Origin of the sequence: Pseudomonas sp. Ant30-3, assembly GCF_000690905.1 — a bacterium.
Lineage (GTDB): Bacteria > Pseudomonadota > Gammaproteobacteria > Pseudomonadales > Pseudomonadaceae > Aquipseudomonas.
Genome location: NZ_JMCL01000075.1, coordinates 24,501 through 43,513, shown reverse-complemented (window position 1 = coordinate 43,513; position 19,013 = coordinate 24,501). Strand labels below are relative to the sequence as shown.

The window sequence follows — 19,013 nt, the reverse complement described above, 5'->3', positions numbered from 1 at the left end:
CATGGCAACTCTCGAATTACGCAACGTCAACAAGACCTACGGCGCCGGTCTGCCGGACACCCTGAAAAACATCGAACTGAAAATCGACGACGGTGAATTCCTGATTCTGGTCGGCCCGTCCGGTTGCGGTAAATCGACACTGATGAACTGCATTGCCGGCCTGGAAACTATCAGTGGCGGCGCGATTCTGGTGGACGACGCCGACATCAGCGGCATGAGCCCGAAAGATCGTGACATCGCCATGGTGTTCCAGTCTTACGCGCTGTACCCGACCATGAGTGTGCGTGACAACATCGCGTTCGGCCTGAAGATCCGCAAGATGCCGGCCGCCGACATCGACGAAGAAGTCGCTCGTGTCGCCAAGCTGTTGCAGATCGAGCATCTGTTGAACCGTAAGCCGGGCCAGCTCTCCGGTGGTCAGCAACAGCGTGTGGCCATGGGCCGAGCGCTGGCGCGTCGACCAAAGATTTATCTGTTCGACGAACCGCTGTCCAACCTCGACGCCAAATTGCGCGTCGAGATGCGCACCGAAATGAAACTGATGCACCAGCGCCTTAAAACCACCACGGTTTATGTCACCCACGACCAGATCGAAGCGATGACGCTGGGCGACAAAGTGGCGGTGATGAAGGACGGAATCATTCAGCAGTTCGGCACCCCGAAAGACATCTACAACAACCCGGCCAACCTGTTCGTGGCGAGCTTCATCGGTTCGCCACCGATGAACTTCATTCCTCTGCGCCTGCAACGCAAGGAGGGTCGCCTGATGGCGCTGCTCGACAGTGGGCAGGCGCGATGCGAATTGCCGCTGGGCATGCAGGACGCCGGGCTCGAAGACCGCGAAGTGATTCTCGGCATGCGCCCGGAGCAGATCGTGCTCGCGGCTGGCGAGCCGAATGGTTTGCCGACCATTCGCGCGGAAGTGCAGGTCACCGAGCCGACCGGCCCCGACACGCTGGTGTTCGTCAATCTCAACGACACCAAGGTCTGCTGTCGCCTGGCGCCGGATGTGGCGCCGGCCGTGGGCGAGACGCTGACCTTGCAGTTCGACCCAGCGAAAGTGCTGCTGTTCGATGCCAAGACCGGGGAGCGTTTGGGCGTTGCGGGCCAAGCGCAACCTGAGATTCACGCTGCCAACGTGACCCAGTTCAAGGGCCGCTGAAGATCAAACAGGGTGGGCGGTCAATGTGGGAGCGAGCCTGCTCGCGAATACGGTCTGGCATTCAGCAAAGAAGTTGTCTGATACCCCGCTTTCGCGAGCAGGCTCGCTCCCACAAAGGGAATCGCCCAGAGAAATTCGTGGTGGATGGAAACACTGCCGCAACCGATGTAAACCGCGTTAGATAAAAACAGTTAATAACAATAAAACGAGGATGTAGGGATGAAGAAGAACAACAACGCCCAATTGATCTGCCAGTTGTCGGCGATTGCGGCAATGACACTGGCGGGCGGCGTGCACGCTGCAGAGGCGTTCAGTCCGGAATCGAAATGGATGACGGGCGATTGGGGTGGTGAACGGACCAAGCTGATTGATGCGGGTTATGACTTCCAGATCGAGTACGTCGGCGAAGTCGGCTCCAACCTCAAGGGCGGTTACAACGACGACACCACCGCGCGCTACAGCGACCAGTTTGCCTTCGGTGCAAAACTGGACCTGGAAAAAATCTTCGGCTGGAACGATGCCGAATTCAAACTGGCGATCACCGAACGTAGTGGTCGCAACATTTCCAACGACCGCATCGGCGATCCGCGTGCCGGCACTTTCAGTTCCTCGCAGGAAGTCTGGGGCCGTGGCCAGACCTGGCGTCTGACGCAGTTGTGGGTCAAACAGAAATACTTCGACGGCGCACTCGATGTGAAGGCCGGTTACTTCGGTGAAGGCGAAGACTTCAACAGCTTCCCGTGCGACTTCCAGAACCTGGCGTTCTGCGGCTCGCAAGTGGGTAACTGGGTCGGCGGTATCTGGTACAACTGGCCGGTCAGCCAGGCTGCGATCCGCGTGAAGTACAACATCAACGACGAGCTCTACGCGCAGATCGGTGCATACAACCAGAACCCCTCGCAGCTGGAAACCGGCAACGGCTTCAAGCTCAGCGGCAGCGGCACCAAAGGCACCATCATTCCGGTCGAGTTGGTCTGGTCGCCGAACGTCAACAGCCTGCCCGGTGAATACCGCGTTGGTTACTACAAAAGTACCGCCAAGGCCGATGACGTTCGTGAGGACGACAACGGCAATGATGCGGCTATCAGCGGCGACGCTTACCGCAGCCACAGCAGCAAATCCGGCTACTGGTTCGTTGCGCAGCAGCAGCTGACCGACCACAACGGCGACAAGAGCCGTGGTCTGAGCATCGCTGCCAACGCCACCTTCCATGACAAGGAAACCAACACGGTCGATAACTATCAGAACCTGATGTTGACCTACAAAGGTCCTTTCAACGCCCGTCCGAAAGACGACGTCGGCATCGGTATCGCACGGATTCACGTCAACGAAGATGCCCAGAAAAACCGCAAGCTGATCAACGGCGTAAACGGTATTGACGACTACGACAATCCAAGCTTCCTGCCGATCCAGGACACCGAGTACAACGCTGAAATCAACTATGGTTTCCACGTTACTAACTGGCTGACCGTGCGTCCCAACCTGCAATACGTGAAGCACCCGGGCGGGGTTGATCAGGTGGACGACGCGATCGTTGCCGGCCTGAAAATTCAGTCGGTGTTCTAACGCTGTTGCGATAAGCTCCTCTCTATGTGCGCATTTTTTGCGGACGGCCAAGGCTGTCCGCTTTTTTTTGGGCTGGCGCACCCGATGATTTTCAGGACAGTGGCACATGCATGAGCATCCGCTCCAACGCTTCTTCAAATCCTTGCGTGCACGTCCGGTGTTTGCGTGGGAGCGCTATCAGTTGCGCGATGTGCTGGTGATCGAGCATCCGCGGTGTCAGGCGGTGTTCAGTCGGCAGGGCGCGCAGTTGTTGCACTTCCAACCACGGGGTCAAAAGCCCTGGCTGTGGTGCGCGGCTAAATGGCCACATGTAGGCGCCATTCGCGGTGGCGTGCCGGTGTGTTGGCCGTGGTATGGCCGCCATCCGAGCGAAAACGCCTGGCCGTCCCATGGCTGGGCGCGGCTACTCGACTGGAAGCTGATGGACAGCAGCGAAGACGAGGAGGGCGTGCGCCTGCACTGGCAATTACAACTGTGTGATTGGCAGGTGGATCTGCATGCGCATCTTGGCGAACGCATGGAATTGCGCCTGAGCACCGAGCATCAGGACAGCCTGCCGTGCCAATTGAGTCAGGCCTTGCACGCCTATTGGCGTATTGGTGATGTCGGTGAGGTAGCGCTGTCTGGGCTCGACGGCGCGCAGGGTTACGACCAATTGAATCGGCAGGCGTGTCAGCAGGAAGGCGAGTTGCGGGTGGAGGGCGGATGTCAGCGGGTGTTCCAGCATGACGGTGAATTGCAGCTCAAGGATCATGCCTGGCAGCGCGAATTGTGTATCGATACCGGCGACGATGGCGACACGGTGGTCTGGCACCCCGGTACGCGGCCGTTGCTGGGAGTGAGCTGGAACGAGATTTCAGAGTTCGTCTGCGTGGAAGCGGCGAGCGGCGGGACTGACAGTCTGAGTCTGGCGCCGGGGCAGAAAGCGCATTTGAGTTTACAGGCGCGAGTTGGGGTTTAGCTCAGGATCAGCAGTGTCGTGCGGCCGCCATCGCGAGCAGGCTCGCTCCCACAAGGATTTGTGGTGGTCACAAATGTCGCGACCAATGGAGATCCACTGTGGGAGTGAGCCTGCTCGCGATGAGGTCAGGCAACGAAGGGGCTAGTCAGTCGGAGTCTGGCGCCGGGGCAGAAAGCGCATTTGAGCTTGCAGGCGCGGGTTGGTGTTTAGCTTAGGATCGGCAGTGTTGTAGCGGCTGCCATCGCGAGCAGGCTCGCTCCCACAAGGATTTGTGGTGGTCACAAATGTCGCGACCAATGGAGATCACTGTAGGAGCGAGCCTGCTCGCGATGAGGCCGGGTCAGGCAACGAAGGGGCTAGTCAGTTTGAGTCTGGCGCCGGGGCAGAAAGCGCATTTGAGTTTACAGGCGCGAGTTGGGGTTTAGCTCAGGATCAGCAGTGTCGTGCGGCCGCCATCGCGAGCAGGCTCGCTCCCACAAGGATTTTTGGTGGTCACAAATGTCGCGACCAATGGAGATCACTGTAGGAGCGAGCCTGCTCGCGATGAGGCCGGGTCAGGCAACGAAGGGGCTAGTCAGTTTGAGTCTGGCGCCGGGGCAGAAAGCGCATTTGAGCTTGCAGGCGCGGGTTGGCGTTTAGCTCAGGATCAGCAGTGTTGTAGCGGCTGCCATCGCGAGCAGGCTCGCTCCCACAAGGATTTGTGGTGGTCACAAATGTCGCGACCAATGGAGATCCACTTTGGGAGTGAGCCTGCTCGCGATGAGGTCAGGCAACGAAGGGGCTAGTCAGTCGGAGTCTGGCGCCGGGGCAGAAAGCGCATTTGAGCTTGCAGGCGCGGGTTGGTGTTTAGCTCAGGATCGGCAGTGTTGTAGCGGCTGCCATCGCGAGCAGGCTCGCTCCCACAAGGATTTGTGGTGGTCACAAATGTCGCGACCAATGGAGATCACTGTAGGAGCGAGCCTGCTCGCGATGAGGCCGGGTCAGGCAACGAAGGGGCTAGTCAGTTTGAGTCTGGCACCGGGGCAGAAAGCGCATTTGAGCTTGCAGGCGCGGGTTGGTGTTTAGCTTAGGATCGGCAGTGTTGTAGCGGCTGCCATCGCGAGCAGGCTCGCTCCCACAAGGATTTGTGGTGGTCACAAATGTCGCGACCAATGGAGATCCACTGTGGGAGTGAGCCTGCTCGCGATGAGGTCAGGCAACGAAGGGGCTAGTCAGTTTGAGTCTGGCACCGGGGCAGAAAGCGCATTTGAGCTTGCAGGCGCGGGTTGGCGTTTAGCTCAGGATCAGCAGTGTTGTAGCGGCTGCCATCGCGAGCAGGCTCGCTCCCACAAGGATTTGTGGTGGTCACAAATGTCGCGACCAATGGAGATCCACTGTGGGAGCGAGCCTGCTCGCGATGAGGCCGGGTCAGGCAACGAAGGTGCTAGTTAAACTCATCCCCCACCGGATACCGGCTGGCATTCAGACTCTCTTTGATCTTGCGCAGATGCGGCTGGAAATCCACGCCACGGCGCAAGGTCATGCCGGTCGCGAGTACGTCGAGCACCGTCAGCTGAATAATCCGCGAGGTCATCGGCATATAAATGTCGGTGTCTTCCGGCAGCGGAATGTTCAGGCTGAGCGTACTGGCTTTGGCCAGCGGTGATCCCTCGGCGGTCAAACCCAGCACCGAAGCGCCGTTCTCCCGGGCGATGCGCGCCACTTCCACCAGTTCGCGGGTGCGTCCGGTGTAGGAAATGATCACGAACAATTCGCCGGTATGCGCGACCGACGCAATCATGCGCTGCATCAGCACGTCGGCATGGGCGGTGACGGCCAGGTTGAAGCGGAAGAATTTGTGCTGCGCATCCAGTGCTACCGGGGCTGAGGCGCCGAGGCCGAAAAAGTGAATCTGGCGCGCCTGGATCAACAGGTCGACGGCGCGGCTGATCAGGTTCGGGTCCAGCGCCTGCAAGGCACTGTCCAGGGAAGCGATGGCACTGCCGAAAATTTTCTTGGTGTACGCTTCCGGATTGTCATCAGCCTCGACCGCACGGCTGACATAGGCCGCACCACTGGCCAGACTCTGCGCCAGTTGCAACTTGAGTTCCGGGTAGCCGCTCACACCGAATGAACGGCAGAAACGGTTGACCGTCGGCTCGCTGACTTTCGACGCCTGGGCGAGGGCGGCGATGCTGAACCGGGTAGCCTGCTGCGGGTTGAGCAGGATGACTTCGGCGACTTTGCGTTCAGCCTTGTTCAGGTCTTCAAGGCGATTCTGGATCTGTTCCAGGAGATTTCGCACGCGGTCCATAGTTGTTCCTTGATTCACCGACAAAAAAGACGCCCTGCTATGCAAATTGGGCCTTTGATGTGGCCCGTGGCGGTGGCCTATCCTACTGATGGCTCCGACCGACCACCACTCGGAATCTGCATATTGGGTAAATGTTGTGTTTATTACTACATTTCCCCTTGAGTGATGCCTTGAAAAAAGGTATTTGTAGCTTAACTTGATAAAAGAACAAACATCATGCCCTCGATTACGGTTGAACCGTGCACATTTGCCTTGTTCGGCGCGCTCGGCGATCTCGCTTTGCGCAAGCTGTTTCCTGCGCTTTACCAGCTTGATGGCGCAGGCCTGCTTCATGAGGACACGCGTGTTATTGCGCTGGCCCGTGAGCCTGGCAGCGAGCAGGAGCATCTGGCGTTCATCACCTCCGAGCTGCGCCGCTATGTCGGTGAAAAGGAGCTGGACGAAGCAATACTCGACCGTTTCCTCGGTCGCCTGAGCTATCTGCACGTCGACTTTCTCAAGGCCGATGATTATGTTGCGCTGGCCGAAGCGGCCGGATCTGCCCAGCGGGTGATCGCCTACTTCGCGACCCCGGCGGCGGTATACGGCGCGATCTGCGAAAACCTGTCGAAGGTCGGCCTCGCTGAAAATACCCGGGTTGTGCTGGAGAAACCGATCGGTTCGGACCTGGAGTCTTCGCGCACGGTCAACGACGCCGTGGCGCAGTTCTTCCCGGAAAACCGCACTTATCGAATCGACCATTACCTGGGCAAGGAAACCGTTCAGAACCTGATCGCCCTGCGATTTGCCAACAGCCTGTTCGAAACCCAGTGGAACCAGAATTACATTTCCCACGTGGAAATCACCGTGGCCGAGAAGGTTGGCATCGAAGGTCGCTGGGGCTATTTCGACAAGGCCGGCCAGCTGCGCGACATGATCCAGAATCACCTGCTGCAGCTGCTTTGCCTGATCGCCATGGACCCGCCGGCCGACCTTTCTGCCGACAGCATTCGTGACGAGAAAGTCAAAGTGCTCAAGGCACTGGCGCCAATCAGCCCGGAAGGCTTGACTACACAAGTGGTGCGCGGCCAGTACATCGCCGGTTACAGCGAAGGCAAAGCGGTGCCGGGCTACCTCGACGAGCCAAATTCAAACACTCAGAGCGACACCGAAACCTTCGTCGCCCTGCGTGCCGATATTCGCAACTGGCGTTGGGCCGGCGTGCCGTTTTACCTGCGTACTGGCAAGCGCATGCCGCAGAAGCTGTCGCAGATCGTCATCCACTTCAAGGAACCGTCGCACTACATTTTCGCCCCTGAGCAGCGCCTGCAGATCAGCAACAAGCTGATCATCCGCCTGCAACCGGACGAAGGCATTTCCTTGCGCGTGATGACCAAAGAACAAGGCCTGGACAAAGGCATGCAGCTGCGCAGCGGTCCGTTGCAGCTGAATTTTTCCGACACCTGGCGTAGCGCGCGGATCCCCGATGCCTACGAGCGTTTGTTGCTGGAAGTGATGCGCGGCAATCAGAACCTGTTTGTCCGTAAAGATGAAATCGAAGCCGCGTGGAAGTGGTGTGACCAGTTGATTGCCGGGTGGAAAAAATCCGGCGATGCGCCCAAGCCGTATGCGGCCGGGTCCTGGGGACCGATGAGTTCCATTGCACTGATCACGCGGGATGGGAGGTCGTGGTATGGCGATATCTGAATTGAAATTACCGCTGGGCGTTAGTGCTCATGCGTTCAAGAGCCCGGTGTTGTTGGCCGAAGGCCTGGCGCTCACTGTGGCCAAGCAACTGAGCGATGCAATCGACGCCCAAGGCACTGCCACCCTGGTGGTGTCCGGTGGACGCAGCCCGGTAGCGTTTTTTCAGCATCTGGCGAAACAGACACTGGATTGGTCCAACGTGGTCATCAGCCTGGCCGATGAGCGCTGGGTACCGGTTGAACACGCCGACAGCAATGCCGGCCTGATCAAACGCTACCTGTTGCAAGGTCCGGCTGCCAAAGCACAGTTTTTGAGCTTGTACAGCGCCACCGCCAATGTCGATCAGGCTGCCGAACAGGCAGATCGCTTGCTCGGCGAATTGCCACCGATCGACGTGCTGATTCTCGGCATGGGCGACGACGGTCACACGGCTTCGCTGTTTCCCGACAGCCCGAACCTGGCCGACGCGTTGAAGGCTGATGGCAGCCGTCGTTGCTACCCGATGCTCGCGCCGACCGTGCCGCACCAGCGACTGAGCATGAGCCGCGCACTGCTGGCTTCGGCGAAGCACAAGGTTCTGTCGATTTCCGGTCAGTCCAAGCTGACCACCCTGAGCGCCGCTCTGGCCGGCAACGACGTCGCTGCCATGCCGATTCGCGCGTTTCTGCAACCTACGTTAGAGATTTACTGGTGCCCATGAGCCAAGGATCAGCCGCTATGACAAACCCATCCCCGACCGTTTCCATGGCGGATAAAGTTGCCCTGATCGACAGCCTCTGTGACAAGGCGCGGATTCTGCCGGTGATCACCATCGCCCGTGAGCAGGACATTCTGCCGCTGGCCGATGCCCTGGCGGCCGGAGGCCTGACTGCGCTGGAAGTGACGTTGCGTTCGCAGTACGGGCTCAAGGCGATTCAGATTCTGCGCGAGCAACGTCCGGAACTGATCACCGGTGCCGGCACCGTGCTCGACCGCAACATGTTGGCAGCAGCCGAAGCGGCCGGTTCGCAGTTTATCGTCACGCCGGGCATCACCCGTGATCTGCTCGAAGCCAGTGTCGACAGCCCGATTCCGCTGTTGCCGGGGATCAGCAATGCATCCGGCATCATGGAAGGCTACGGTCTGGGCTATCGCCGCTTCAAGTTGTTCCCGGCGGAAGTCAGCGGTGGCGTCGCAGCCATCAAGGCACTGGGCGGCCCGTTCGGCGAAGTAAAATTCTGCCCGACCGGTGGCGTCAGCCCGGCCAACATCAAAAGCTACATGGCGCTGAAAAACGTCATGTGCGTGGGTGGTAGCTGGATGCTTGATCCGGACTGGATCAAGAACGGCGACTGGGCCCGCATTCAGGAATGCACCGCCGAGGCTTTGGCGCTGCTGGACTGATCGCTTCACCCGATACTTCGTTGTGTGTTCTACGGCTTTAGCGGTGCACTTGGTCGGTGCGCCGTTTTTTTTTGCCCGCAGATCTAACGACCTGCAAAAATCGACATTTTGCGATACACAGTTAACGCCCCCCGCCCGCCGTGCAGCGCTAATCTGCTTCCATCTTATGGAAGAGATCAACTCATGAACGCTATCAATTCTTCACCCACCGCACTTCCCGCTTATCTGCTGTCACCCGAGCAAATCGCCGGCCCTTACTTTCGAAATTCCAAACTCATCAGACGCAACATCAGCGAAGGCATGGATGGCATCCCGCTCGTGCTGCGCCTGAAAATCGTCGATGCGATGACGGGCCAGCCTGTCACCGGCGCGATCGTCGATATCTGGCATTGCAACGCCCGCGGCGCGTATTCCGGCTGGAGCAAGATCAATCCGGACGAGGAAGTCGACGTCGAGGCCATCGGCTCCATCCCGCGCACCGATGACGATACCTACCTGCGTGGCGGGCAGTTCACCGACAGCGATGGCATCGTACGCTTCACCACCATCTACCCCGGTTTTTATGCCGGCCGGGCGCTGCACATACACGTCGCCGTGCGCATCACCGCCGGCAACAACTATCTGGAAGAACGTCACGTGGCCTGGGTCGGGCAGTTGTATTTTCCGGAGGTGGCGTCCAGGTCGGTGCTCAACACTCGGGAGTACAGCGGTCGCGGCGTTGCCCCACTCAATAACGCGCAAGACTTCTTCTACGCCGCCATGGGCGGAGAAGCGTCGACCTTGAACATTCACACGCTCGGCCGCGACTCCAGCGACGATGGCTTCTTCGGGCACACGACCATTGGCATCGACACGTTCGCGGTGTCATCGCAGATCCGGCCCGAAGACTTCGACAAATACACCGTCTGAACTCAGCGCAGTTCGTCGAGCGCTTTGCTCAGCCGCTGCATATCGTCAGCGCTGCTGATGAGCCCCGGCGTGATGCGGATACACGGCCCACAGGCTGCACCGCTGCGCACGATGGTAAACAGGTTGTAGTCCTTGAGCAGTCGCTCGACCATGACCTGCTGATCGTCATGCCGGGTGAAGCGCATGGCGGTGATGCCGCAATACAGGCGCGGGTCATCCGGCGTGAGGACTTCGATGCCCGGCAACTCACGGACCGCGCTGACCCATAGATCACGCAGGTAGTTGAGCCTTGCGCCCTTCGCCGTTGCAGCGCCCATGGCCCGATGTTCTTCGAGCACTAACGGCAGGGTCAGCAACGCCGGGATGTTGGGGGTGCTGTGGGGTGTGCGGGCGCGAATATCGCTGATCGGGTAATGCGTCTCTGCCATGTCCGGGTCGATGTCGGCGAGGCGCTCGCGGGCGATGTAAATAAATCCCAGGGTCAGTGGCGACCCGATCCATTTGTGCAGATTAAAACCGGCGAACGCGATACCCAGCTCATCGAGTTTGAATTCGATCTGGCCCAATGCGTGCGCACCGTCGAGGATCACATCGATGCCGTGCTCTTTGGCGGCCGCGGCAATGGCCTGCACCGGCATGACCAGCCCGGTGCGATGCGTGACGTGGGTCAGCGCCATCAATTTAAGGCGCGGATGACGCGCGAAGATGTCGCGGTACGTATTCAGCAGGCCGTCGTAGGTGGCGGGATGGGCGTGCTCGATTTCGATGATATCGGCGCCACGGTTGCGCGCCAGCCAGCGCATGGCGCTCTTGACCGTGTCGTATTCCAGATCGCAGATCAGCACCTGATCGCCTGGCTTGAGCAGGTTGTAATTGCGGATCAGCGATTGCAGGCCGTCGGTAGCGTTGCGGGTGAGGGCGACGGTGTCGTCAGGCACCTTGATCAATTCGGCAACCGCCGCGCGAATCGTCAGGCCTTCATGCTGCTCGAAGCGCTGGCGCACATAGACCGAGTTGCTGCGATTGATGAACTCGATGTTGCGCTGATATTCCTCGACCACCGTGCGCGACATGCGTCCGAAGTAGCCGTTTTCCAGATTGACCGGGCCGGGTTCCAGGTCGTAGCGGTCGGCGAATGTCTGCCAGAAAGATTCATCACGGGCACGTCGGGTGTTCTCAGGCATGGAGGACTCGATCAAGGGGTTCAGTGGCGAGGGGCGGGTTTGCCATGTTTGGCGCGCAGCGGTTCCAGCAATTCCGATAATCCGTTGTGATCGATTTCCTGCATGAGGGCCAGCAACCCGCCCAGTTCGCCATGGGGAAATCCTTCGCGGGCGAACCAGTTGAGGTATTGGCCAGGAAGGTCGGCAATGATCCGGCCTTTGTATTTGCCGAAGGGCATTTCACGGGTGATCAGTAATTCGAGCTTTTCGGGGTTCATCTGTCGGCCACTTGCATTCAGTCAGGATGAAAATACAGGCATTCTGCATGCAGGCCAAATGACAGATCATGCAAAAAAAGCGGATACAGTTTTTGACAGAAATTATAAGTGATTGAAATATAACAATTTATTGTTCAATCCAAAACTGGCATGCAGGGTGCAATAGCTATTACATCTTTCATCAACCCCGTGAGGAATTGAAAATGACTGACATCAATAAAGAATCCATCTCCGTCCTGAACGACCTGATCGAAACCAGCAAAGATGGTCAAGAAGGCTTCAAGACCTGCGCAGAAGACATCAAGCATCCAGAACTGAAAGCTCTGTTTGTGAAGCGTTCCGCCGATTGCGCTGCCGCTGCTGCTGAACTGCAGGCTGCTGTACGTTCGATGGGTGGCGACCCGGAAACTTCTACCAGCGTCAGCGGTGACTTGCACCGTCGCTGGGTAGACGTCAAAGCCGTGTTCACCGGCAAAGACGAAGAAGCCGTTCTGAATGAAGCAGAGCGCGGTGAAGACCACGCACTGAAGGCTTACAAAGAAGCGATGGAAAAAATCAACAAGCACAATCTGGTCGGCATCCGTGATTTGGTTGAAAAGCAGTTCCACGGTGTGCAACGTAACCACGACCAGGTGAAAGCCCTGCGTAACCAGGCTCGCGCACGCTCGTAAGCGTTCGTAGCCTGTCAAAAACGCCAGCCAGTCTGGCGTTTTTTTGTGTCTGTAAATAAGTGCTGGACTGTACATAGTTAGCTAGCTAATAATTTGTCTGCCCGTTGTCCCCGCGCATTACGTCTATCGTTAAACCGTGCCCTTCAGAGTTTTCCCTGTGCCCATCACTTTCCAGGCGTTATTCCTGCCTGACCGCCGTGCTTTGCAATTCGCAATCAAGACCGTGCTCGGCGGCGGCCTGGCGCTGTGGCTGGCGATGCGCTGGGGGCTTGAGCAACCGGCGTGGGCGTTGATGACAGCGTTTATCGTTGCGCAGCCACTGTCGGGGATGGTGGTGCAGAAAGGCTTGGCGCGACTGTTGGGAACGATCGTCGGCACCATCATGTCGGTGGTCTTCATGGGGTTGTTTGCGCAGACGCCCTGGCTGTTTCTGTTGGCGCTGGCCCTGTGGCTCGGGCTGTGCACGGCGAGCTCGACGTTGTTGCGCAGTGCCTGGTCCTACTCCTTCGTGCTGGCCGGTTACACGGTGGCGATCATCGCGTTGCCGGCCATCAGCCATCCGCTCACGGTGTTCGATCAAGCTGTGGCGCGCTGCACGGAAATCTCCCTGGGCATTATCTGCGCCACCGCCGCGAGTGCGTTGCTGTGGCCAATGCGCGTCGAACAGCAACTGGCGGATCAGGCACGTGCCGCCTGGCAAAGCGGTATGAAGGCCGCACAGGCAACATTGGCGGGCGATGGCCAGGCGCGTAAAGGTTTGCTGGAAATCCTCGGCAGGATCGTCGCGGTCGATGCGCAGCGCGAACATGCCTGGTTCGAAGGCAGTCTGGGGCGGCAGCGTGCGCGTTCAATCAGTGGCCTGAGCCAGAAGCTGTTGATGTTGCTGCGCATCGCGCGCTCAGTGCGTCGGCAGTGGAAGCAGCTGGAACCGCAGGAAGCCGAGCCATTGCAACCGTGGATGAACGAAGTGCTGGAGGCGCTGGACCATTCCGATCCGGCTGCCCTGCAAGCGTTGCGCCCGCGATTGCTCGATGCCTCGCACGATGCGCAAATCAGCTCGGCGCAAAGTTACTGCCTGGCGCGTCTGGCCCTGCTGCTCGACAGCGCCATGGCGGCAAGCGCGGCACTGCAGGCGGTGGAGGAGGGCAGGGAAACGGTCGACCCGCCGCGCACGCTCGCGTCGCATCGCGACCTGTCATTGGCATTGGTCTTCGGCGCGCGCAGTGCCTTGGCTTTTCTGGTGGTGTCATGCTTCTGGCTGGCCACCGCCTGGCCGGCTGCTTCGGGCGCTTTGCTGCTGACCTGCGTGGTGTGCAGCCTGTTCGCCAGTCGCGAAAACGGCGCGCAAATCGGTATGAGTTTCATGCGCGGTATTTTTCTGGCAATTCCATCAGCGTTTATCGTCGGGCAGATTCTGCTGCCGCAATGGAGCAGCTTTGCCTTGCTCTGCCTCGGCATGGGCGTGCCGTTATTCTTCGGTGCGCTGGGCATGGCCAAGCCGCAGATAGGCGCCACAGCGACCTCGTTCTGCCTGCACTTTATCGTGCTGATATCGCCGCTCAACGCGATGAAATTCGATGTCGCGAACTTTTTCAACAGTGCTCAAGCGATTGTCATCGGCGTGGGCGCGGCGGTGCTGGCGTTCCGGTTATTGATGCTGCGCGATCCGGCATGGCACAGCCGACGCTTGTTAACCGCGACCCTGCACGACCTGGTGCGCCTGACCCGACGCAATCTGCGCGGTGCCGAAAGCTGGTTCGGCGGGCGCATGGCCGATCGCCTGTTGCAGTTGGCGCGGCACTATCCCGAGTTGCCGGAGCCAGCACGCAGCCGCTGGGACGATGGCTTGCCGGGCCTGGACATCGGCGACGAGTTGCTGCATTTGCGCTTGAGTCTCGCCGTGGCGCAGGCGCCGGTCGGTGTGCCTCAGCGTCGGTATCTCGATCAGTTGGAAAAACTTCTGCAGCAAGGTCCGGCCGCCAGTCGCGCCGATGCGTTGCAACAACCGAGTGAAGAATTTTTGCAGACGTTATACGCATTACCGCCCAGCGATGCCGTGAAACTGGCGCAGGGCGCGGTGCTGCAATTGCACAACAGCTGGCGCGCCTGGTGTCGTCAGCAGGAGGTCAGCCATGGGCTTGCGTGAATGGTCAGTGGGCGGCGTCCTGCTCAGTCCTTTTCTGATTTATGTGGTGCTGGCGCTGCTGGTCACCGGCGGTTTGCGCATGCTGCTGCAACTGACCCCGGTCGGGCGCTGGATCTGGCACGAAGCGTTATTCGATTGCGCCTTGTACGTCTGCGTATTGACACTGATCACCGTCGTCCTCGGACCTTTATAAGGAGTTGAACATGCGTACATCCGTACGTGTCGCGGTAACCCTGACCCTGGTGGCGCTGGCGATTTTTGCCGGTTTCCATCTATGGCAGTACTACATGCTGACCCCGTGGACCCGCGATGCGCGAATCCGTGCCGACGTGGTGGTGATCGCCCCCGACGTGTCGGGCTGGGTACGCGAACTGAAGACCTTCGACAACCAGCGGGTCAAGGCCGGGGATTTGTTGCTGAGCATTGATCGAGATCGTTTCGAAGCCGCGCTGGAGAAAGCGCAGGCGGTGGTGCAAACCCGTCAGCAGCAGCTGAAATTGCGTGAACGCGAGGCCAGTCGCCGCGCCGCGCTGGGTCCGCAAGCGATCAGCGCCGAGCTGCGCGAAAACGCGCAAATCAATGCCGGCATTGCCCGAGGCGAACTGCGCGAAGCTCAGGCCGAAGCCAAGGTCGCCGAACTCAACCTGGCGCGCAGTCAGGTACATGCGCCCCGCAGCGGGCATGTCACCAACCTGCAACTGGCGCAGGGCAATTTTGTAAACGCCGGGCAACCGGTGATGGCGCTGATCGATGATTCGACGTTTTACGTGCAGGCGTATTTCGAGGAAACCAAACTGCCGAGAATTCGCATGGGCGATCCGGTCAAGGTCTGGCTGATGAGTGTCGGCACGCCGTTGCATGGGCATGTCGAGAGCATCAGTCGCGGTATCACCGACCGCAACACCACACCCGACGGGCAGTTGCTGGCGGAGGTGGAACCGACCTTCAACTGGGTGCGGCTGGCGCAGCGGATTCCAGTGCGGATCAAGCTGGATGAGGTGCCGGAGGGGGTGAATTTGAGTTCAGGGATGACCGCGAGCGTGCAGGTGCAGGAAGCGCCATAAGATCAAAACATCGTCCGAACGCGGCCCGAGCCTTCGGACGATCTTTTTAACCATCACCCAATACTGATCGCCGGCAATGTCGGCAACGTCACAGTCTGCTGCTTGCGTGGTGCGAGGATCTCGGCCTCGCCGTCGACCACCAGTTCATCGCGCTGATTGAACACCCGGGTGGCAATCCGTACACGGAATTTCGGCAGTTTTTCGAGGATTTCCAGGCGCACTGTCAGCGTGTCGCCAATCTTCACGGGCTTCTGAAAGCTCATTTGCTGACCGATATAGATCGTCCCCGGCCCAGGCAACTCGCAGGCAACGGCCGCACTGATCAACGCGCCGCTGAACATGCCATGGGCGATGCGCTCCTTGAACATGGTGGCGGCGGCGAATTCGGCGTCCAGGTGCACCGGGTTGTGGTCACCCGACATCGCGGCGAACAGCTGGATGTCGCGCTCTTCGACGGTCTTGCTGTAACTGGCGGTCTGGCCAACTTCGAGGGCTTCGTAAGGGGTGTTGGTAACCTGGGTCATCTGTCTCAATTCCTGTGACGAATAAAAAAATCCACAAAAAAACTATTCGGACCGGGCCGGGCGGCGATGGCTCAGCGCTCCGGCGATCCAGCTCAGCACATCGGCGGTGACTGCATCGCGGTTTGTTTCGTTGAACAGCTCATGCCGTGCGTGCGGGTAAACAGTCAGTTGCAGGTTCTGGCTGCCGGCGGCGCGCAATGCGTGAGCCAGGTCTGTCAGACGCTTGCCTTCACTCACCGGATCACATTCGCCGCCCATTACCAGCAACGGCAGGCCCGGATCGATCTGCGCGAGATTGGACGCTTTGCTGATTTGCTGCAAGCCGCCGAGCAAATCGATCCACAACTGATTGGTGCAGCGAAACCCGCAAAGCGGGTCGGCAGCATACTTGTCGACTTCAGCCGGGTCGCGACTGAGCCAGTCGAACGGCGTGCGCACCGGTTTGAATTGCTTGTTGAACGAGCCAAACGACAACCATTCGATCAAGGCGCTGCGCCCGGTCCGCCCCTGACGCACGCGTTCCAGGCGGGCAATCTGCCGCGCCGCACGGTAAAGCGCCACAGGCTGAAAATTCGAGCCGCTAAGGATCGCGCCATGCAGGCTGGCACTGTGGTGCAGCAGATACGCCTGGGCCAGATAACTGCCCATGCTGTGACCGAGCAGCACGATCGGCACACCGGGATGTTGTTGGCCGATGTGCTGGTTGAGGCTCGCCAGATCGCCGACCACCTTGCACCAACCGTCATCGTCGGCGAAGTGGCCGAGCGTCGCGGTTTCGGCCGTTTTGCCATGCCCGCGCAAGTCCGGCGCGTAAACGCCGTAGCCATTCTCGCAACATTTTTCCGCCAGGCGAGCGTACCGGCCACTGTGTTCCGCCATGCCATGGGCCACCAGAATCACCGCCTTCAACGGCGTCTCAGGCAGCCACTGGTTGACGAAGAGGCGGCTGCGGTCACTCACGGTCAGCCAGAAAGTGTCATGGATCATGGCGATTCCTTTGCATGGGCTCGGTGCATTGTATAGCGCATCCCGACGTTGACGTCTGATCAGCCCACGCCACGGCAGGAAGATTCACACGATCTATGACGGCTACTGGCATATTTGCCTGATTCGCCATAGCTGCTAACGTCCGGGAAGCTCCGCTTTTTGTTTATTCGGCAACGAAGGAAAAAAAAGCGGCCCGGATAGGCTCAGGTAAAGAGGACAAGAACAATGCAACCTGATTTCTGGAATGACAAACGCCCGGCCGGCGTGCCCCTGGACATTGAACACGGGGCCTACAAGTCGGTGATCGAGGTGTTCGAGCGTTCCTGCAAGAAATTTGCTGACCGCCCGGCCTTCAGCAACATGGGCGTCACCCTGACCTACGCCGAACTGGAACGCTACAGCGCCGCGTTCGCCGGTTACCTGCAAGCTCATACCGACCTGGCACCGGGCGACCGTATCGCGGTGCAGATGCCCAACGTCCTGCAATACCCGATTGCCGTGTTTGGCGCGTTGCGCGCCGGGCTGATCGTGGTCAACACCAACCCGCTGTACACCGCGCGGGAGATGCGCCATCAGTTCAAGGATTCCGGCGCACGGGCGCTGGTCTACCTGAACATGTTCGGGCAGAGAGTCCAGGAAGTGCTGGCCGACACCGACATTCAGTACCTGATCGAAGCGAAGATGGGCGACATGATGCCTGCCGCCAAAGGCTGGCTGGTCAACACCATGGTCAGCAAAGTGAAGAAAATGGTTCCGGACTATGCCTTGCCGCAGGCCATTTCTTTCAAGACCGCGTTGCGCCAAGGCCGGGGGCAGGGCATCAAGCCGTTGAACGCCGGGCTCGATGACATCGCGGTGCTGCAATACACCGGCGGCACCACCGGCCTGGCCAAGGGCGCAATGCTGACCCACGGCAATCTCGTCGCCAATATGCAGCAGGCGAGGGCGTGCCTGGGGCAGATCGGCGATGACGGCCAGCCACTGCTGCGGGAAGGTCAGGAAGTGATGATCGCGCCGCTGCCGCTGTACCACATCTATGCATTCACGGCGAACTGCATGTGCATGATGGTAACCGGCAACCACAACGTGCTGATTACCAATCCAAGGGATATCGGCGGTTTCATCAAGGAACTGAAAAACTGGCGGTTTTCCTGTCTGCTGGGGCTGAATACGCTGTTCGTTGCGTTGATGGAGCATCCGGATTTCAAGACCCTGGATTTCTCCAGCCTGAAGGTCACCAACTCCGGCGGCACCGCGCTGGTCAAGGCGACTGCCGAGCGCTGGGAGCAACTGACCGGTTGCCGCATCACCGAAGGCTACGGCCTGACCGAAACCTCACCGGTCGCCTGCACCAATCCTTATGGCGGCCAGTCGCGTATCGGCACGGTAGGCCTGCCGGTGCCGGGCACCACGTTGAAGATCATCAACGATGAAGGTATTGAGCAGCCGCTGGGCGAGCGCGGCGAGTTGTGCATCAAAGGCCCGCAGATCATGAAAGGCTATTGGCAAAAACCGGAAGCCACTGCGGAAGTGCTGGATGCCGAGGGCTGGTTCAAGTCCGGCGACATCGGCGTGATCGACCCGGACGGTTTTGTGCGCATTGTCGATCGCAAGAAGGACATGATCATCGTCTCCGGTTTCAACGTGTACCCGAACGAGATCGAAGATGTGGTAATGGCTCACCCGAAAGTCGCCAACTGTGCGGTCATCGGTGTGCCGGACGAGCGCTCGGGGGAGGCGGTGAAGCTGTTTGTCGTGGCCCGCGAGACGGGTGTCAGCCTCGAAGAACTGAAGGCCTACTGCAAGGAAAACTTCACCGCGTACAAAGTGCCGAAACACATCGTGTTGCGCGAGTCGTTGCCGATGACGCCGGTGGGCAAGATTCTGCGACGGGAGTTGCGTGATATCGCCTGACCGGTGAATGGCCGCGCTTCGCACGATCGCGAGCAAGCCTCGCTCCCACAAGAACGACGATGATCCTGTGGGAGCGAGCCTGCTCGCGAATTTTTTCTGGATGCGCCCGGTTCTGAAGGCCTTTCACAGCGCTATAGAATTTTTGCTCTAAAACTGACCATTGCATATTCAAGAGTCACTAACGTGACTGTAGAGCCCGCTTTGGCTCTAGGCGACCTTTGGCAAAGCTGCTACTCTCGGCGCGCTTTGGGACCTCTCGGCCTGCTTTAACCGCCAGATGCACCCATAATCAAACACCAATAATAA

Annotated in this window: 17 protein-coding genes; 12 read left to right on the top strand and 5 right to left on the bottom strand. The window is 59.2% G+C overall.

The genetic code is table 11. The features are described 5' to 3' along the window. Position 1 precedes the first annotated feature (1 nt). The 3 genes from DU29_RS0118485 (at position 2) to DU29_RS0118475 (ending at position 3,689) form a co-directional block, all read left to right on the top strand. Complete coding sequence (locus DU29_RS0118485) at positions 2-1,162, top strand: ABC transporter ATP-binding protein (protein ID WP_028623009.1); 1,161 nt, start codon at positions 2-4, stop codon at positions 1,160-1,162. Positions 1,163-1,381: 219 nt separating this feature from the next. After that, positions 1,382-2,728 carry a carbohydrate porin gene (locus tag DU29_RS0118480; protein WP_028623008.1) on the top strand — a complete coding sequence of 449 codons (1,347 nt, stop codon included), beginning with the start codon at positions 1,382-1,384 and terminating at the stop codon, positions 2,726-2,728. A 106-nt stretch (positions 2,729-2,834) separates the two neighbouring features. Beyond that, the gene (locus DU29_RS0118475; protein ID WP_028623007.1) at positions 2,835-3,689 is read left to right on the top strand and encodes a D-hexose-6-phosphate mutarotase; all 855 of its coding nucleotides are present in this window, start codon (positions 2,835-2,837) and stop codon (positions 3,687-3,689) included. Between the two features lie 1,423 nt (positions 3,690-5,112). Here the strand turns inward: DU29_RS0118475 and DU29_RS0118460 are convergent. Continuing rightward, positions 5,113-5,973, bottom strand: coding sequence for a MurR/RpiR family transcriptional regulator (locus tag DU29_RS0118460; protein ID WP_175649041.1), 861 nt, complete (start codon positions 5,971-5,973; stop codon positions 5,113-5,115). 225 nt (positions 5,974-6,198) lie between these two features. Between DU29_RS0118460 and zwf the strand changes: the two genes are divergently transcribed. The 4 genes from zwf (at position 6,199) to DU29_RS0118440 (ending at position 9,960) form a co-directional block, all read left to right on the top strand. Next, positions 6,199-7,668, top strand: a complete 1,470-nt coding sequence (gene zwf, locus DU29_RS0118455) for a glucose-6-phosphate dehydrogenase (protein WP_028623005.1) — start codon at positions 6,199-6,201, stop codon at positions 7,666-7,668. Beyond that, positions 7,655-8,368, top strand: a complete 714-nt coding sequence (gene pgl, locus DU29_RS0118450; RefSeq protein ID WP_028623004.1) for a 6-phosphogluconolactonase — start codon at positions 7,655-7,657, stop codon at positions 8,366-8,368. The genes zwf and pgl overlap by 14 nt, the downstream gene beginning before the upstream one ends. 17 nt (positions 8,369-8,385) lie before the next feature. After that, positions 8,386-9,051 carry a bifunctional 4-hydroxy-2-oxoglutarate aldolase/2-dehydro-3-deoxy-phosphogluconate aldolase gene (locus DU29_RS0118445; RefSeq protein ID WP_028623003.1) on the top strand — a complete coding sequence of 222 codons (666 nt, stop codon included), beginning with the start codon at positions 8,386-8,388 and terminating at the stop codon, positions 9,049-9,051. A gap of 183 nt (positions 9,052-9,234) precedes the next feature. Next, the gene (locus DU29_RS0118440; RefSeq protein WP_028623002.1) at positions 9,235-9,960 is read left to right on the top strand and encodes an intradiol ring-cleavage dioxygenase; all 726 of its coding nucleotides are present in this window, start codon (positions 9,235-9,237) and stop codon (positions 9,958-9,960) included. A gap of 2 nt (positions 9,961-9,962) precedes the next feature. Here the strand turns inward: DU29_RS0118440 and DU29_RS0118435 are convergent, their stop codons facing one another. Next, entirely contained in the window at positions 9,963-11,144 is a 1,182-nt protein-coding gene (locus DU29_RS0118435) for an aminotransferase class V-fold PLP-dependent enzyme (protein WP_028623001.1), read from the bottom strand. A 20-nt stretch (positions 11,145-11,164) separates the two neighbouring features. Continuing rightward, on the bottom strand, positions 11,165-11,401 hold the full coding sequence (locus tag DU29_RS0118430; protein ID WP_007949456.1) for a DUF3820 family protein: 237 nt from the start codon (positions 11,399-11,401) through the stop codon (positions 11,165-11,167). A 203-nt stretch (positions 11,402-11,604) separates the two neighbouring features. Here DU29_RS0118430 and DU29_RS0118425 point away from each other — a divergent pair, with 203 nt between their 5' ends. The 4 genes from DU29_RS0118425 to DU29_RS0118410 all read left to right on the top strand — a co-directional run bounded on the left by DU29_RS0118425 (position 11,605) and on the right by DU29_RS0118410 (position 15,282). Beyond that, positions 11,605-12,072: a ferritin-like domain-containing protein gene (locus DU29_RS0118425; protein WP_028623000.1), complete on the top strand. Its 468-nt coding sequence runs from the start codon at positions 11,605-11,607 to the stop codon at positions 12,070-12,072. A 157-nt stretch (positions 12,073-12,229) separates the two neighbouring features. Next, entirely contained in the window at positions 12,230-14,218 is a 1,989-nt protein-coding gene (locus DU29_RS0118420; RefSeq protein ID WP_028622999.1) for an FUSC family protein, read from the top strand. Continuing rightward, positions 14,205-14,411, top strand: coding sequence for a DUF1656 domain-containing protein (locus tag DU29_RS0118415; protein ID WP_028622998.1), 207 nt, complete (start codon positions 14,205-14,207; stop codon positions 14,409-14,411). Before DU29_RS0118420 ends, DU29_RS0118415 begins: the two co-directional genes overlap by 14 nt. A gap of 10 nt (positions 14,412-14,421) precedes the next feature. Beyond that, on the top strand, positions 14,422-15,282 hold the full coding sequence (locus DU29_RS0118410) for an efflux RND transporter periplasmic adaptor subunit (protein ID WP_028622997.1): 861 nt from the start codon (positions 14,422-14,424) through the stop codon (positions 15,280-15,282). Between the two features lie 53 nt (positions 15,283-15,335). Here DU29_RS0118410 and DU29_RS0118405 read toward each other — a convergent pair whose 3' ends face one another. Beyond that, positions 15,336-15,806, bottom strand: a complete 471-nt coding sequence (locus DU29_RS0118405) for a MaoC family dehydratase (RefSeq protein ID WP_020295762.1) — start codon at positions 15,804-15,806, stop codon at positions 15,336-15,338. Between the two features lie 42 nt (positions 15,807-15,848). Then, positions 15,849-16,793 (bottom strand): alpha/beta hydrolase, encoded by a 945-nt coding sequence (locus DU29_RS0118400; protein ID WP_028622996.1) that lies wholly within the window; start codon positions 16,791-16,793, stop codon positions 15,849-15,851. Between the two features lie 225 nt (positions 16,794-17,018). Between DU29_RS0118400 and fadD2 the strand changes: the two genes are divergently transcribed. After that, positions 17,019-18,707 (top strand): long-chain-fatty-acid--CoA ligase FadD2, encoded by a 1,689-nt coding sequence (gene fadD2, locus DU29_RS0118395; protein ID WP_028622995.1) that lies wholly within the window; start codon positions 17,019-17,021, stop codon positions 18,705-18,707. Positions 18,708-19,013 lie beyond the last annotated feature (306 nt).

Excerpts from the sequence above, each read along its gene's own strand:
- DU29_RS0118475 (WP_028623007.1), top strand. The coding sequence starts at position 2,835 with ATGCATGAGCATCCGCTCCAACGCTTCTTCAAATCCTTGCGTGCACGT.
- DU29_RS0118410 (WP_028622997.1), top strand. The coding sequence starts at position 14,422 with ATGCGTACATCCGTACGTGTCGCGGTAACCCTGACCCTGGTGGCGCTG.
- zwf (WP_028623005.1), top strand. The coding sequence starts at position 6,199 with ATGCCCTCGATTACGGTTGAACCGTGCACATTTGCCTTGTTCGGCGCG.
- DU29_RS0118435 (WP_028623001.1), bottom strand. The coding sequence starts at position 11,144 with ATGCCTGAGAACACCCGACGTGCCCGTGATGAATCTTTCTGGCAGACA.
- DU29_RS0118400 (WP_028622996.1), bottom strand. The coding sequence starts at position 16,793 with ATGATCCATGACACTTTCTGGCTGACCGTGAGTGACCGCAGCCGCCTC.
- DU29_RS0118485 (WP_028623009.1), top strand. The coding sequence starts at position 2 with ATGGCAACTCTCGAATTACGCAACGTCAACAAGACCTACGGCGCCGGT.
- pgl (WP_028623004.1), top strand. The coding sequence starts at position 7,655 with ATGGCGATATCTGAATTGAAATTACCGCTGGGCGTTAGTGCTCATGCG.
- DU29_RS0118405 (WP_020295762.1), bottom strand. The coding sequence starts at position 15,806 with ATGACCCAGGTTACCAACACCCCTTACGAAGCCCTCGAAGTTGGCCAG.
- DU29_RS0118480 (WP_028623008.1), top strand. The coding sequence starts at position 1,382 with ATGAAGAAGAACAACAACGCCCAATTGATCTGCCAGTTGTCGGCGATT.
- DU29_RS0118415 (WP_028622998.1), top strand. The coding sequence starts at position 14,205 with ATGGGCTTGCGTGAATGGTCAGTGGGCGGCGTCCTGCTCAGTCCTTTT.
- DU29_RS0118425 (WP_028623000.1), top strand. The coding sequence starts at position 11,605 with ATGACTGACATCAATAAAGAATCCATCTCCGTCCTGAACGACCTGATC.
- fadD2 (WP_028622995.1), top strand. The coding sequence starts at position 17,019 with ATGCAACCTGATTTCTGGAATGACAAACGCCCGGCCGGCGTGCCCCTG.
- DU29_RS0118445 (WP_028623003.1), top strand. The coding sequence starts at position 8,386 with ATGACAAACCCATCCCCGACCGTTTCCATGGCGGATAAAGTTGCCCTG.
- DU29_RS0118430 (WP_007949456.1), bottom strand. The coding sequence starts at position 11,401 with ATGAACCCCGAAAAGCTCGAATTACTGATCACCCGTGAAATGCCCTTC.
- DU29_RS0118440 (WP_028623002.1), top strand. The coding sequence starts at position 9,235 with ATGAACGCTATCAATTCTTCACCCACCGCACTTCCCGCTTATCTGCTG.